The sequence below is a fragment of the Cupriavidus taiwanensis genome (assembly GCF_900250115.1).
In the GTDB taxonomy this organism is placed as follows: Bacteria; Pseudomonadota; Gammaproteobacteria; order Burkholderiales; family Burkholderiaceae; genus Cupriavidus; species Cupriavidus taiwanensis_B.
On record NZ_LT984803.1, the window covers coordinates 1,980,946 to 1,994,527 of the forward strand.

Consider the following 13,582-nt stretch of genomic DNA (forward strand, 5'->3'; position numbering starts at 1 on the left):
TTGAAGTCCGCGCGAGGCGCCCCAATCTGCTCGCGCTGAGGCGGCAGCCCCTCTCCCGATTCCAACGATTTCACCGATCCCCTGCCCCTCCCCCAAGGAGCCACAAGCATGACCGTCAGTCTCAACAAGGCCATCCCCGACTTCAGCGCGCCGATGACCGGCGACGCCACCTTCCGCCTGGCCGACTACCGCGGCAAGACGGTGGTGCTGTACTTCTACCCGAAGGACAACACGCCGGGCTGCACCACGGAGGCAATGAATTTCCGCGACCAGTACGAGGATTTCGAGAAGGCCGGCGTGCAGGTATTCGGCATCTCGCGCGACAGCCTGCGCTCGCATGAAAACTTCAAGGCCAAGCTGGAACTGCCGTTCGAACTGATCTCCGATGCCGACGAAGATGTGTGCACATTATTTGATGTCATCAAGATGAAAAAGCTGTATGGCAAGGAGCACCGCGGCATCGAGCGCAGCACCTTCGTCATCGACGGCAAAGGCATCCTGCGGCACGAGCTGCGCGGCATCAAGGTGCCCAGCCACGTCGACGAAGTGCTGGAGATCGTGCGCGGTCTCTGAGACCGCGACGCAGCGCCGGCATTGCCCGTAACGGATCCGATCCGGACGCGCGCGGCAAACGTTGGCAAACCCAATTGCCAAACCCAAAGCCTTCAGATACATTGGCCCGTAATGAGTTCAGATTCCGGATGCCACGCTGTTTCGACTCCCCGGCCCAGGCGCTTCCTGCCACAGGCCGGTAGCGGACCTGCCATGTCGGCAGTCCGACCAAGAGCCGCCAACCCTGTACCGCAGGCATGGCGGCTTTTTTGTTTGCAGCCGCGTCGGTCCTCATGTATGTCCGCGCCGGGCGCCTCGCGCATGCATGCCCCGGCCCGGGTTCGCCACGCCGCCTCCAACGCCTCGCACTTTGCCGAGGTAGCGCGGCGCCGCGGACCGGACATTCCCGCCCCCTTCTTGTCCCCCTGAAAGGAAAGCCAAGCATGCCGCTGCCTACCATGCCCGCCAAGCCTGCCCAATTGCTGGATCCGAGCGAATTTGCTCCGGTCTCCGCGGTGCCTAAGGCCAAAGCCGCCACACAGGGCAAGAAACCTGTGCCGGCGCTCGAGCGCGTGGCATTGCTGGAAACCGGCGACGCACAGGTGCCTGAAGTCAAGGCCCGCGCCGCCGGCGGCACCCGCGCCCGCAGCACCGAGACCCCCGCGGTATCGACGCCGGCCGTCGCCTCCGCGCCGGTGAGCCTGGTCAAGCCGTCGACCGGCACCACGCGCCGCGCGCGCAAGGCCGAAGGCCCGAGCAAGCTGTTCGTGCTCGACACCAACGTGCTGATGCACGACCCGGCCTCGCTGTTCCGCTTCGAAGAGCACGACATCTACCTGCCGATGATGACGCTCGAAGAACTGGACAACCACAAGAAGGGCATGAGCGAAGTCGCGCGCAACGCGCGCATGGTCAGCCGCACGCTCGATTCGCTGGTGGGCGGCACCGACGGCGTGCTCGACGAGGGCCTGTCGCTGGCCAGCCTGGGCAACCGCGACGCGCAGGGCAAGCTGTTCTTCCAGACGCGCCTGAACGACATCAAGCTGCCCGAAGGCCTGCCGCAGGGCAAAGCCGACAACCAGATCCTGGGCGTGGTCAGCGCGCTGCAGCAGCAGTATCCCGAGCGCCAGGTCGTGCTGGTGTCGAAAGACATCAACATGCGCATCAAGGCGCGCGCCCTGGGCCTGCCGGCCGAGGACTACTTCAACGACCAGGTCCTCGAGGACAAGGACCTGCTCTACGCGGGCGTGATGCAACTGCCCGGCGATTTCTGGGCCAAGCACGGCAAGGGCGTCGAAAGCTGGCAGGATCCCAAGTCCGGCGCCATGTTCTACCGGCTCACCGGCCCGCTGGTGCCGTCGTTCCTGGTCAACCAGTTCGTCTACCTCGAGCCCGTGGACGGCAGCCTGCCGCTCTATGCGCAGGTCAAGGAGATCAACGGCAAGACCGCGCTGCTGCAGACGCTGAAGGACTACACGCACCACAAGAACAACGTGTGGAGCGTGACCGCGCGCAACCGCGAGCAGAACTTCGCGCTCAACCTGCTGATGAACCCGGACATCGACTTCGTCACGCTGCTGGGCCAGGCCGGCACCGGCAAGACGCTGCTGGCGCTGGCGGCAGGCCTTGAGCAGGTGCTGGACCAGAAGCTGTACAACGAGATCATCGTCACGCGCGCGACCGTGCCGGTGGGCGAGGACATCGGCTTCCTGCCCGGCACCGAGGAAGAAAAGATGCAGCCGTGGATGGGCGCGTTCGACGACAACCTCGAGGTGCTGCAGAAGAGTGACGACAGCGCCGGCGACTGGGGCCGCGCCGCGACCCAGGAGCTGATCCGCTCGCGCATCAAGGTCAAGAGCATGAACTTCATGCGCGGCCGCACCTTCGTCAACAAGTTCGTCATCATCGACGAGGCGCAGAACCTGACGCCCAAGCAGATGAAGACGCTGGTGACGCGCGCCGGCCCCGGCACCAAGATCATCTGCCTGGGCAATATCGCGCAGATCGACACGCCCTACCTGACCGAGGGCTCGTCGGGACTGACCTACGTGGTCGACCGCTTCAAGGGCTGGAGCCACAGCGGCCATATCACGCTGGCGCGCGGCGAGCGCTCGCGCCTGGCCGACCACGCCGGCGACGTACTCTGACGCGGGCCGCGGGTCCGGGCACCCTTCCATGCGAGGGGGCGCCCGGGGCCGCCATCGTGATCGGCAAGCGCAATGCGGCTATGATGTCCGCACGTCCGCTTGTTGTCCCGCACCCCAACTGGAGGCGTCGATGAACCCACAGCATCTCCGCCTGGCCGCGCTGATCGGCGCCGCCATGGTCCTGGCCGGCCCGCTTCAGGCGCGCGCCGCGGCCGACGACCTGGTGATCCGCACCATGGGCCCGGTCAGCTACGTCTGCGGCGGCGTCGCCGAGGACGAGCGCCAGGCGCTGAGCGCGCGCGAGAAGGATTTCAATATTGGCGTGCTATTTACGCAGGGCACCGCTGGCGAGTTCCTGTCCGACGTCGCGGTCAAGCTGGTGCGCGACGAACAGGAGGTCGCAAGCTTCAACGCCGCCGGCCCCCGCTGCCTGATACGTGCGCCCGAAGGCAGCTACAATATCGAGGCCAGTTACAAGGGCCAGGCCAAGTCGATCAAGGTCAGCACCGGTACGCGCAACGCCCAGCTACGCTGGTAGCGGCAAGGCTTCCGGTGCGCCGGCAGGCCGGCGACCGGAACCCAGCGATGCCATTGCGCCGTACCCCTAGTTCTTCCAGTTCCTCCAGTCCTTCTGTGGTGCCTGGCCCGCTTGCCCGGGCCAGCCTGCCGCTGCTCTGTGCCGCCGCGCTGCTGCTGGCGGCGTGCGCCAGTTCCCCACCCACGCGCCAGGGCAACCTGCCGCGTACGCCCGGCAAGCCCATGGTCGATCCCAGCGCCGGGCTGGAGGAAATCTCGATCCAGGCGATGTCGCTGGTCGGCACCCCTTACCGCTATGGCGGCAACACGCCGGATGCCGGCTTCGATTGCAGCGGCCTGGTGCGCTATGTGGTCTCGCGCGCGGCCAATGTCAACTTGCCACGCACCACCGAGGCCATGGGCACGCGCGGCAGTTCGCTCGACCGCAGCGAGGTCGCTTCCGGCGACCTGGTGTTCTTCAACACCACCGGCCGCGCCAACTCGCACGTCGGCATCTATGTCGGCCAGAACCGCTTTGTCCATGCGCCCTCGTCCGGCGGCACCGTGCGGCTGGAGGACATGGGCAAGCCCTACTGGGCCTCGCGCTACAACGGCGCGCGGCGGGTGGTCGCCGGCGCGGTCAACCTGCCACCGGCGCCGGCGACACCGGTGCCCGCGCCCGCTCCGGTGCCGCTCGCGCCCGAACCTGCCCCGCTGCCCGCCGACGACGATCCCATCGCCGCCTTCGCCAACCACTGAGCGACTGGCACGGGCAAATAAAAAGCCAGGCATTTGCCTGGCTTTTTGCCTGAGCGGCCGAAGGCCGCGTTACAGGATATGGCGCCCGATCCACCATGCGATCGCCGCCATGAAGGCCGAGGCCGGAATCGTCAGCACCCAGGCCCAGACGATATTGCCGGCCACACCCCAGCGCACCGCCGACATCTTCTGCGACGAGCCGACCCCGACGATGGCGCCGGTGATCGTGTGCGTGGTCGACACCGGCACGCCCAGCGCCGAGGCAAAGAACAGCGTCAGCGCACCGCCGGTCTCGGCGCAGAAGCCGCCCACGGGCTTGAGCTTGGTGATCTTCTGGCCCATGGTGCGCACGATGCGCCAGCCGCCGAACAGCGTGCCCATGCCGATGGCGACGTAGCAGCTAACGATCACCCACGTCGGCGGCGGATCGCCGGCCAGCACGTGGCCGCTGGCGATCAGCAGCATCCAGATGATGCCGATGGTCTTCTGCGCATCATTGCCGCCATGGCCGAGGCTGTACAGCGAAGCCGATACCAGCTGCAGGCGCCGGAACCAGCGGTCGACGCGCGATGGCGGCGTGCGGAAGAAGGTCCAGCCGACGATGACCATCATCAGCGAACCCAGCAGGAAGCCGAGGAAAGGCGACACCAGGATGAACGCCACGGTCTTCAGCAGGCCGCTGGCCACCAGCGCGCCGGTGCCCGCCTTGGCCACCGCGGCACCGACCAGCCCGCCGATCAGCGCGTGCGACGACGACGACGGAATGCCGTAGTACCAGGTGATGACGTTCCACGCGATCGCCCCGACCAGCGCGCCGAAGATGACATAGTGGTCGACGACCCCGCCCTGGATGGTCCCGGTGCCGACCGTGGCCGCCACCTTCAGGTGGAACACGAAGATCGCGACGACGTTGCACATCGCCGCCATCGCCACCGCATGGTGCGGCTTGAGCACGCCCGTGGACACCACCGTCGCGATCGAGTTGGCCGCGTCGTGGAAGCCGTTCATGAAGTCGAACAGCAATGCCAGCGCCACCAGCAAGGCGATCACCCACAGGCTCATTTGTATGGTCTGCATGCCGATTGCCGCCTCAGGCGTTTTCCAGGACGATGCCTTCGATGATGTTGGCGACGTCCTCGCACTTGTCGGTGATCGTCTCGAGTTGCTCGTAGATCGCCTTCAGCTTGATCAGGCGCTTGACGTCGGTCTCGTCGCGGAACAGCTTGGACATCGCCGAGCGCATCACGCGGTCAGCCTCGGATTCGAGCTGGTCGATCTGCTGCGCGGTCTTCAGGATGGTGCTAGCGTTGCCCATGTCCTCGAGCAGGCCCACGGCGATCTTGACCTGGTCGCAGCACTGCACGCAGATCGCGGCCAGGCGCAGCGCCTCGTCGGTCAGGTTGGTCACGTCATACAGCGAGATGGTCTCGGCCACGTCTTCCATCAGGTCCAGGATGTCGTCCATGGTCGTGATGAGCTTGTGGATCTCGTCGCGGTCCAGCGGCGTGATGAAAGTCTTGTGCAGCAGGTCGATGGTGTCGTGCGTGATGCGGTCGGCCTTCTTTTCGGTGGCCTGGACGCGCCGGGCATGGGCCTCGGCGTTGGGCAGGTCGTTGACCAGGGCCTGCAGTTCATGGGCGGCGGTCACCGCGCAGTCGGCGTGCTGGTTGAAATATTCGAAGAACTTGCCCTCGGTGGGCATGAATCGGCCGAACATGGAATGTTCCTTGTAGCAGCGTGGTATCGCTGCGGATGGTGTTGCGGGATTAAGCGGACGCGAGCATGACGGCCGCGGATGGCGGCTGTCATCAAAGCGCAATATTTTACAGGGTTGGCGGGACATTGCCCGCGCATTTGGCACAAACGAGACGGCAAGGCACAGCGGAGGGCCGACCCGCTTGACTTCGTCAGGTGTCGTTGTCGAAGAAGGCCGGTCCGCCGCTGAAGTTGTCGAACTTCGTAAACTGGCCGAGGAAGGTCAGGCGCACGGTGCCGATCGGGCCGTTACGCTGCTTGCCGATGATGATTTCGGCGGTGCCCTTGTCCTGCGAGTCGGCGTTATAGACTTCGTCGCGGTAGATGAACAGGATCACGTCGGCATCCTGTTCGATAGCGCCCGATTCGCGCAGGTCGGACATCACCGGGCGCTTGTTGGGACGCTGTTCCAGGCTTCGGTTCAGCTGCGACAGCGCGATCACCGGGCAATTCAGCTCCTTCGCCAGGCCCTTCAGCGAACGGGAGATTTCTGAAATCTCGGTGGCGCGGTTCTCGCCGCCGCCGGAGCCCGACATCAGCTGCAGGTAGTCGATGATGATCAGGCCCAGCTGCCCGCACTGGCGCGCCAGGCGCCGCGAGCGCGCGCGCAGTTCCATCGGGTTCAGCGCCGGGGTTTCGTCGATGAACAGCTGGGTGTCGTTCATGCGCTGGATCGCATGCGTCAGCCGCGGCCAGTCCTCGTCGAGCAGGCGCCCGGTGCGCAGCCGGTGCTGGTCGAGCCGGCCGACCGAGCCCAGCATACGCATGGCCAGCTGCGTGCCCGCCATTTCCATGGAGAACACCGCCACCGGCAGGCCCTGCTCCACCGCCACGTGCTCGCCGATGTTCAGCGAGAACGCGGTCTTGCCCATCGACGGGCGGCCGGCGACGATGACCAGGTCGCCCGGCTGCATGCCGCTGGTCATCTTGTCCAGGTCGATGAAGCCGGTAGGCACGCCGGTGACATCGGTGGTCGAATCGCGGTGATACAGCTCGTCGATGCGCTCCACCACCTGGGTCAGCAGCGGCTGGATTTCCTGGAAGCCCTTCTGTCCGCGCGAGCCCTCTTCGGCAATCGCGAAGACCTTGGATTCGGCCTCGTCGAGCAGCTCGCGCACCTCGCGACCCTTGGGCGCGAACGCGGCCGAGGCGATATCGTCGGCCACCGTCACCAGCTTGCGCAGCACCGAGCGCTCGCGCACGATCTCCGCATAGCGGCGGATATTGGCCGCGCTGGGGGTGTTCTGCGCCAGCGAATTCAGGTACGCCAGCCCGCCCACCTCTTCGGCCTTGCCGGCCACCTGCAGCATTTCGTAGACCGTGATCACGTCGGCCGGCTTCGTCGCCGAGATCAACCGGGCGATGCTCTGGAAGATCATCCGGTGGTCGAAACGGTAGAAATCCGCCTCGGAAAGAAAGTCCGCGATGCGGTCCCAGGCGGCATTGTCCAGCAGCAGGCCACCCAGCACCGATTGCTCGGCTTCGATGGAGTGCGGCGGGACCTTGAGGTTATCGAGTTGAGGGTCGGCGACGGGCGCGTTCATGGGGTGGGATTATAACGGCGAGCGGACACACTTCGCCGGACATTTGGCGACAGCACGGTCCAAGGCAGGCGGGCAACAAAAAAGGCAGGAGCCCGGGCTCCTGCCTTTTTGCAATGCAGCTTGCGGCTTCGGCCGGCGCGGCGCGCCGGCCGGGGCGGCGCGTCCTTAGACGCTCTCGCCCACCACCGACACGGTCACGTCGACCACGACGTCGGTGTGCAGCGCAACGCTGACCGGGTGGTCGCCAACCGTCTTCAGCGGACCGTTCGGCAGGCGAACCTGCCCCTTTTCCAGCTTGTAGCCTTGGCCAGCCAGGGCTTCAGCGATGTCGGCATTGGTCACCGAACCGAACAGGCGGCCGTCCACACCCGACTTCTGGGTGATCTGGACGGTCAGGCCGTTCAGCTTCTCGCCTTCGGCTTGCGCGGCGGCCAGCTTCTCGGCAGCGGCCTTTTCCAGCTCGGCGCGCTTGACTTCGAATTCGGCGATCGCGCTTTGCGTGGCGCGGCGGGCCTTCTTGCCCGGGATCAGGAAATTACGGGCGTAACCGTCCTTCACCTTGACGATGTCACCGAGGTTGCCCAGGTTGACGACTTTTTCCAGCAGAATGATTTGCATCGTGTTCTCTCCTTACGGACCTAGGGCTTGATCAGTTCTTGTGCAGGTCGGTGTACGGCATCAGCGCGAGGAAACGCGCGCGCTTGATGGCCGTATCGAGCTGACGCTGATAGTGAGCCTTGGTACCGGTCAGGCGGGCCGGCGTGATCTTGCCGTTGTCGCCGATGAAGTCCTTCAGGGTGTCCAGATCCTTGTAGTCGATCTGTTCGACGCCAGCCACGGTGAAGCGGCAGAAGCGCTTGCGCTTGAACAGCGGATTCTGTTGCTGGAAGCGCTTCTTGTTCTTGTTGTCACGTTTGACGAATGCCATGATTCAATCCTTTTCGAATGCTTTACATCCAGTGATGTGAAAGACGAGAGCCTTGCTGTTGCGGTGCTTGCGGGCCAGGAATCCTTCGCAGTCGAGCAGCGTGCCGAGCGGTAGCCGCTCCAGACGCTGGCCAACCTGGCCGATCCCCATCGCAGCGATTGCAAATTCGACCTGCCGCGGCGTGTGCGCCTCGACGGCCTCGCCGCTGTACTGCAGGATGCAGTTCACGACGGGGACCCCGGCCGGGGTATAGCGCAGGGCATCGCGTTCGGCCAGGGTGGCGGCAAGCCGAAGCTGGTTCAACGCGGGGCCTCTTGCTGGTTGCAATCGTTGCGGCTTGCACTCGTGCCCTGGCCGACGCTGTCAGCCACGGCGCGCACCGCAGTCCGCACTCAGGCGGCCTGGCCTTCGGTGGTCGTTTGCGCGGCCTTGCGGGCTTCTTCGCGCTGCACTTCCTTCATCATCGGCGAAGGTGCGGTCTCGGCCTTCTTGGTCTGCACGATCAGGTGGCGCAGGACGGCGTCGTTGAACTTGAACGCGTGTTCCAGTTCAGCCAGGGTTTCCTTGCCGCATTCGATGTTCAGGCAAACGTAGTGGGCCTTGGCCAGCTTCTGGATCATGTAAGCCATCTGGCGACGGCCCCAGTCTTCCACGCGGTGAACGTTGCCGTTCTGCGAGGTCACGAGCTGCTTGTAGCGCTCGATCATGGCCGGCACTTGTTCGCTCTGGTCCGGGTGGACGATGAAGACGATTTCGTAATGACGCATTGACGCTCCTTTTGGGATTAGCCACCCGGGCGTCACGAGTCCGGTGTGGCAAGGTTGAATAGCCTTAAATTATAGCCCGCCGCGCGCCAATGACGCAAGCCGCTGATTTCACGGGCAAATCACGCGCTGGCAAAGACCGCCTGCAGCCGCGCCGGGTCGCACGCCAGCCCCGCATCCGCCGCCAGCGCCAGCGCCAGCAGCACGCGCGCCTTATAGGGATTGAGGTCCGCCGCGGACACGAACACACCGTCGGCAGGACTCGGTTGCGGCGGAATCGCCACATGCCCCGCACCGGTACGCGAACTGCGCACCACCGCCACCCCGGCCGCCGCGGCGTCGGCAAGGGCCGCCGCCAGCACCTCATGGACCGAGCCATTGCCGGCCGCCGCCACGACCAGACCAGCGACGCCGGCCTGCACCAGCGCATCCACCGCCACCCTGCCCGGCTGGGCGTAGCTGGCAACGATTTCCACCACCGGCCACGCCGCCGGCATCGGCCCGACGGTCATCGCCGCGCGGGGCGTCCGCGCAAAACGCAGGTAGTCGTCCTGGACGAAACCCAGCGGCCCACACGGCGAGACAAAGGCGTCGACCGACGAGGTATGCGCCTTGGCCACATCGCGTGCCGCATGGATCTGCTGATTCAGCACCACCAGCACACCCTTGCCGCGCGCATCCGGATGGGCGGCGACACGTACCGCATCCAGCAGGTTCAGCGGCCCGTCGGCCGACAGCGACGTCGACGGACGCATCGCCGCGGTCAGCACCACTGGCACCGGGCACGCTTGGGTCAGGTGCAGCGCCATCGCAGTTTCTTCGAGCGTGTCGGTGCCGTGCGTGATCACGATGCCGGCAATGTCAGGCTGCGCCGACCAGTGCTCGACCCGGGCCGCGAGCGTTTGCCACAGCGCGAAGGTCATGTCCTTGCTGTCGACCTGCGCCACCTGCTCGGCCTCGATGCGAGCCACCACCTGCAGCGGCGGCACCGCGGCCAGCAAGGTGGCCACCGGCACGGTCGCCGCCTGGTAGCGGGCGCTGCTGGCGGCGCTGCCGGACGCGCCGGCGATGGTGCCGCCAGTGGCCAATACGACGATGCGAGGCAATTGGGTCATGGGAGCGCGCAAGAATATTGTTCTGGATAGAGGAAACGCGATTGTAGCGGGCGCATGCGCCCTGCCGCAGCCTGGATCAGGCGCCGCGACCGGCGTCCATGCGACACGCCTCAAAATTCTGCTTGCACTGACGCCGATACTGTATAAAATCACAGCATACTGTTTAAACATACAGTGCCGGCGCACCGGATACTGGAGAGCGGAGCAAATTCTCCTCTAACCAGGCCAGCGGCCCTGCACGGAACGGCGATCCCATGGCGACCCTGACACCCCGGCAGCAGCAGATTTTCGACCTGATCCGCAACACGATCCGCCGTACCGGCTTCCCGCCTACCCGCGCCGAGATCGCAGCGGAGTTCGGTTTCTCCTCGCCCAATGCCGCGGAAGAACATCTGCGGGCGCTGGCCCGCAAGGGCGTGATCGAACTGACGCCGGGCGCATCGCGCGGCATCCGCCTGAAGGTGTCGCGCAGCGATTCGGAACTGCCGGACCAGTTCTCTTTGCCGATGGCCGGTGTATTGCAGTTGACGCTGCCGCTGGTGGGCCGCGTCGCAGCCGGCAGCCCCATCCTGGCCGCCGAGCATATTGACCGGCAGTATCAGGTCGATGCGTCGGTCTTCGATGAGCGCCCGGATTATCTGCTGCGCGTGCGCGGGCTGAGCATGCGGGACGCCGGCATCCTCGACGGCGACCTGCTCGCCGTGCGCCGCGCCAGCGAGGCCGCCAACGGCAAGATCGTGGTGGCGCGACTGGGCGACGACGTCACCGTCAAGCGCCTGCAGAGGCGCGGCGGCCATATCGAACTGATTGCCGAGAATCCCGACTTCACCAACATCATCGTCGAGCCCGGTGAGGAGTTTTCTCTCGAAGGCATCGCCGTCGGGCTGATCCGCTCTTCCGGCTTCTAGCCGGGCACCATCGCGGGCATTCCGCCCGCACGGGCCCACCCGCTTCCATTGCTTTGCAGACGCCGCCCGGCTTGCCGGGTGTTGACCCCGCTTTGCCTAAAAAGAGGTGCCACCATGCCGCAAATCCACCACGTCGCCGCCCGCCGTCCGGTCAAGCCCGTGCCGTTTCGCCAGAGCAAAGGCGTACGCGTCTATCAGGGTACGCAGCGTCGCACCATGGTCGGCAGCATGGCGGCAATCTGCCGCATGCTGGAACTTGAAACCACCGAAAAGCTGGCCGCCTGACTGATATCGGCAGACGCTTGCCGCATCGCCGGGGCCCTGTCCCGCTCAGCTACGCGCGCACGCCTTGGCTTCGGCTTCCAGTTCAGTCGGCGTCAGCTGGGGAAACCAGGCATCGGTCTTGCGCAATTCCAGCGTCGTGCCGTCGGCCTGTGCCGTCAGAGAAATCAGGTAGGCGTACTGATATTCACCACTTGTCGCGCTCTGGCCGATGCGGATCTCGGTCTGGTTTTTCGCCGGCAGCTGGACCAGCGTAGCCTCGTCACCGAGATTGTTGCGCAGGCATTTCGCGACCTCGGCCATCTTGACCGGCGTAAACAGTCGCATCGGCGGGCGAGCGCGGACGTCCTTCTCCGAAGTGCCAGTGGCACAGCCTGCCACCATGGTTGCCATCGCTACGCCAATCAGTGCCGTTCGAACCAACATACCGCCCCCGAGGAATGCAAAACGGCGGCCCTGAAAGGCCGCCGGGTGCGCATTTTAACGCGCACGCGCGCCTGGCGCCATCTCGATTTTCGCGCCATGAATCCGCAGTGGTTTTTGGCATTGCGATGCGCTCACCGGCGCTTGCACTCGACCTTCTCTTGGAATTCCTTGTCGCGCTTCCACTCGCGCTCGGTGAGGCGCAGCAGACCTTGGCGCGGTGGCCTATACTCACGTCTTCGCGCGGGCGGGCCACTCGCTGTGCGTGTGGCTACTGCGAGGTGCCGTGGCCTGCATATGCCATGGCATTGCGTCCCTCCCTTGCGACGCCGCCGCGCCCGTACCGCCTCCAATCGCTGTATTTCCATGAACGTAAATCCCCGCCGCATTTCGGTTGCGCCGATGATGGACTGGACCGACCGTCATTGCCGCATGTTCCACCGCCAGCTCAGCCGCCACACCTGGCTGTATACGGAGATGGTGACCACCGGCGCGCTGCTGCATGGCGACGTGCCGCGCCACCTCGACTTCGATGCGGCCGAGCACCCGGTCGCATTGCAGCTGGGCGGCAGCGAGCCAGCCGATCTCGCCATGGCGGCGAAGCTGGGCCAGCAGTGGGGCTATGCGGAAATCAACCTGAACTGCGGCTGCCCGTCCGAGCGCGTGCAGCGCGGCGCCTTCGGTGCCTGCCTGATGGCAGAACCGGAACTGGTGGCTGACTCCGTAAAGGCGATGCGTGATGCGGTGGAAATTCCCGTGACCGTAAAACATCGCATCGGCATCGACAAGATCGAGCACTACGATTTCGTTCGCGATTTTGTCGGCAAGGTGGCGCAGGCGGGCTGCGGCACGTTTATCGTGCACGCCCGCAATGCGATCCTCAAAGGCCTGAGCCCGAAGGAAAACCGGGAGATTCCGCCGCTGCGCTATGAGGTGGCATACCAGCTCAAGCGTGAATTCCCGGAGCTTGAGATCCTGATCAACGGCGGCATCGTCAGCCATGACGAAATCGCCGCCCATCTGGAGCACGTCGATGGCGTCATGATCGGGCGCGAGGCGTATCACCAGCCGTACATCCTTGCGGAAATGGACGCGCGCTTCTATGGCGATACCAGTACGCCGGTGCCGTCGCGGCTGGATGTCGAACTGGCGATGCAGCGTTATATCGGCGACGTGGTTGAGCAAGGCGGATATATGGGTGCCGTGACACGGCACATGCTCGGCCTGCATCGAGGCATCGCGGGCGGACGTGGCTGGCGTCGCGTGCTGTCCGATGCGAAGCGCATGCACGCCGCGCGCACGCGGGCCGAGGTGGAGGCGCTGTTCGAAGAAGCGCGCGCGCATCTGCGCCCGCACGCGCAAGAGCCGCTGGCCGCGTAAGCGCGCACCGCCTGGTGCCGTGCCGAGACTGCGCTCTAACTTCGAATCGTGAAAATATGCATAGCGGCGCGCGGGTTCCGCGCGCCGCACATGGATGCCGGATCGCCCGGAAACCGGCGCCCGGAAAGGGATTCCCCTAATTCGCTGAGGCAGGGCACTTTCTTACACTGTGCCTGCCCTCGAATACAGGGCTTTCTTCAACTGATTATTAGCCCGCTCCGGCGGGCTTTTTTTTCGTCGGCGATCTCGTGCTGCGGCATCGCTCTTCGTTTACCCGAATGGCGCGTTACCCGCATGGCGGTTACAGTGCAACGGCCTTCAGGGCATTTGAGATCGCTAAAGTTAAGAGTCCGCGCTGCGGACTCTTTTTTTGCGCGCTCGCCCGGCACCACCTTGACGAACGGATTTGGCCAGGCTTCCGCTCAGGCGTTCCATCGGCCCCGCAAGATTCTGCTCGATGGGCATCGCCATGGCTATCGCGTATGGCTGATGCCGATGTCGAGCGTGCC

Annotated in this window: 16 protein-coding genes; 7 read left to right on the forward strand and 9 right to left on the reverse strand. The window is 65.1% G+C overall.

Going from position 1 to position 13,582, the window contains the following annotated elements; translation table 11 throughout:
* The first annotated feature begins 108 nt into the window (after nt 1-108).
* From CBM2586_RS09355 to CBM2586_RS09370, 4 genes are all read left to right on the forward strand, one after another.
* On the forward strand, nt 109-573 hold the full coding sequence (locus tag CBM2586_RS09355; protein WP_115661881.1) for a peroxiredoxin: 465 nt from the start codon (nt 109-111) through the stop codon (nt 571-573).
* 422 nt (nt 574-995) lie between these two features.
* Nucleotides 996-2,699, forward strand: a complete 1,704-nt coding sequence (locus CBM2586_RS09360; RefSeq protein ID WP_115661880.1) for a PhoH family protein — start codon at nt 996-998, stop codon at nt 2,697-2,699.
* Between the two features lie 130 nt (nt 2,700-2,829).
* Nucleotides 2,830-3,237, forward strand: a complete 408-nt coding sequence (locus tag CBM2586_RS09365; protein ID WP_115661879.1) for a hypothetical protein — start codon at nt 2,830-2,832, stop codon at nt 3,235-3,237.
* Nucleotides 3,238-3,284: 47 nt separating this feature from the next.
* Nucleotides 3,285-3,974: a C40 family peptidase gene (locus tag CBM2586_RS09370; protein WP_115687305.1), complete on the forward strand. Its 690-nt coding sequence runs from the start codon at nt 3,285-3,287 to the stop codon at nt 3,972-3,974.
* Between the two features lie 69 nt (nt 3,975-4,043).
* On the opposite strand, the gene CBM2586_RS09375 is transcribed toward CBM2586_RS09370, so the two are convergent.
* The 8 genes from CBM2586_RS09375 to CBM2586_RS09410 all read right to left on the reverse strand — a co-directional run bounded on the left by CBM2586_RS09375 (nt 4,044) and on the right by CBM2586_RS09410 (nt 10,080).
* The gene (locus tag CBM2586_RS09375) at nt 4,044-5,051 is read right to left on the reverse strand and encodes an inorganic phosphate transporter (RefSeq protein ID WP_012353079.1); all 1,008 of its coding nucleotides are present in this window, start codon (nt 5,049-5,051) and stop codon (nt 4,044-4,046) included.
* 13 nt (nt 5,052-5,064) lie between these two features.
* Nucleotides 5,065-5,691 (reverse strand): DUF47 domain-containing protein, encoded by a 627-nt coding sequence (locus tag CBM2586_RS09380; RefSeq protein WP_010809517.1) that lies wholly within the window; start codon nt 5,689-5,691, stop codon nt 5,065-5,067.
* A 190-nt stretch (nt 5,692-5,881) separates the two neighbouring features.
* A complete protein-coding gene (locus CBM2586_RS09385; protein WP_115661877.1) occupies nt 5,882-7,273 on the reverse strand; it encodes a replicative DNA helicase in 1,392 nt (463 codons plus the stop codon).
* A gap of 165 nt (nt 7,274-7,438) precedes the next feature.
* The gene (gene rplI, locus CBM2586_RS09390; protein WP_115687306.1) at nt 7,439-7,891 is read right to left on the reverse strand and encodes a 50S ribosomal protein L9; all 453 of its coding nucleotides are present in this window, start codon (nt 7,889-7,891) and stop codon (nt 7,439-7,441) included.
* A gap of 31 nt (nt 7,892-7,922) precedes the next feature.
* A complete protein-coding gene (gene rpsR, locus CBM2586_RS09395) occupies nt 7,923-8,201 on the reverse strand; it encodes a 30S ribosomal protein S18 (protein WP_006163606.1) in 279 nt (92 codons plus the stop codon).
* Nucleotides 8,202-8,204: 3 nt separating this feature from the next.
* Entirely contained in the window at nt 8,205-8,504 is a 300-nt protein-coding gene (priB, locus tag CBM2586_RS09400) for a primosomal replication protein N (protein ID WP_115661875.1), read from the reverse strand.
* Nucleotides 8,505-8,593: 89 nt separating this feature from the next.
* Nucleotides 8,594-8,968: a 30S ribosomal protein S6 gene (gene rpsF / locus CBM2586_RS09405; protein ID WP_010809513.1), complete on the reverse strand. Its 375-nt coding sequence runs from the start codon at nt 8,966-8,968 to the stop codon at nt 8,594-8,596.
* A gap of 119 nt (nt 8,969-9,087) precedes the next feature.
* On the reverse strand, nt 9,088-10,080 hold the full coding sequence (locus CBM2586_RS09410; RefSeq protein WP_115687307.1) for an asparaginase: 993 nt from the start codon (nt 10,078-10,080) through the stop codon (nt 9,088-9,090).
* Nucleotides 10,081-10,334: 254 nt separating this feature from the next.
* On the opposite strand from CBM2586_RS09410, the gene lexA reads away from it, so the two are divergent.
* A complete protein-coding gene (lexA, locus tag CBM2586_RS09415; RefSeq protein WP_012353084.1) occupies nt 10,335-10,988 on the forward strand; it encodes a transcriptional repressor LexA in 654 nt (217 codons plus the stop codon).
* A gap of 114 nt (nt 10,989-11,102) precedes the next feature.
* Nucleotides 11,103-11,273, forward strand: coding sequence for a hypothetical protein (locus CBM2586_RS09420; protein WP_012353085.1), 171 nt, complete (start codon nt 11,103-11,105; stop codon nt 11,271-11,273).
* Between the two features lie 45 nt (nt 11,274-11,318).
* Here the strand turns inward: CBM2586_RS09420 and CBM2586_RS09425 are convergent, their stop codons facing one another.
* Nucleotides 11,319-11,663 (reverse strand): hypothetical protein, encoded by a 345-nt coding sequence (locus CBM2586_RS09425; RefSeq protein WP_231942457.1) that lies wholly within the window; start codon nt 11,661-11,663, stop codon nt 11,319-11,321.
* Between the two features lie 396 nt (nt 11,664-12,059).
* Between CBM2586_RS09425 and dusA the strand changes: the two genes are divergently transcribed.
* A complete protein-coding gene (gene dusA / locus CBM2586_RS09430; protein ID WP_115687308.1) occupies nt 12,060-13,073 on the forward strand; it encodes a tRNA dihydrouridine(20/20a) synthase DusA in 1,014 nt (337 codons plus the stop codon).
* Nucleotides 13,074-13,582: the final 509 nt, after the last annotated feature.

Coding starts and splice junctions, on each gene's coding strand:
- CBM2586_RS09355 (WP_115661881.1), top strand. CDS start 109: ATGACCGTCAGTCTCAACAAGGCCATCCCCGACTTCAGCGCGCCGATG.
- CBM2586_RS09360 (WP_115661880.1), top strand. CDS start 996: ATGCCGCTGCCTACCATGCCCGCCAAGCCTGCCCAATTGCTGGATCCG.
- CBM2586_RS09365 (WP_115661879.1), top strand. CDS start 2,830: ATGAACCCACAGCATCTCCGCCTGGCCGCGCTGATCGGCGCCGCCATG.
- CBM2586_RS09370 (WP_115687305.1), top strand. CDS start 3,285: ATGCCATTGCGCCGTACCCCTAGTTCTTCCAGTTCCTCCAGTCCTTCT.
- CBM2586_RS09375 (WP_012353079.1), bottom strand. CDS start 5,051: ATGCAGACCATACAAATGAGCCTGTGGGTGATCGCCTTGCTGGTGGCG.
- CBM2586_RS09380 (WP_010809517.1), bottom strand. CDS start 5,691: ATGTTCGGCCGATTCATGCCCACCGAGGGCAAGTTCTTCGAATATTTC.
- CBM2586_RS09385 (WP_115661877.1), bottom strand. CDS start 7,273: ATGAACGCGCCCGTCGCCGACCCTCAACTCGATAACCTCAAGGTCCCG.
- rplI (WP_115687306.1), bottom strand. CDS start 7,891: ATGCAAATCATTCTGCTGGAAAAAGTCGTCAACCTGGGCAACCTCGGT.
- rpsR (WP_006163606.1), bottom strand. CDS start 8,201: ATGGCATTCGTCAAACGTGACAACAAGAACAAGAAGCGCTTCCAGCAA.
- rpsF (WP_010809513.1), bottom strand. CDS start 8,968: ATGCGTCATTACGAAATCGTCTTCATCGTCCACCCGGACCAGAGCGAA.
- CBM2586_RS09410 (WP_115687307.1), bottom strand. CDS start 10,080: ATGACCCAATTGCCTCGCATCGTCGTATTGGCCACTGGCGGCACCATC.
- lexA (WP_012353084.1), top strand. CDS start 10,335: ATGGCGACCCTGACACCCCGGCAGCAGCAGATTTTCGACCTGATCCGC.
- CBM2586_RS09420 (WP_012353085.1), top strand. CDS start 11,103: ATGCCGCAAATCCACCACGTCGCCGCCCGCCGTCCGGTCAAGCCCGTG.
- CBM2586_RS09425 (WP_231942457.1), bottom strand. CDS start 11,663: ATGGCAACCATGGTGGCAGGCTGTGCCACTGGCACTTCGGAGAAGGAC.
- dusA (WP_115687308.1), top strand. CDS start 12,060: ATGAACGTAAATCCCCGCCGCATTTCGGTTGCGCCGATGATGGACTGG.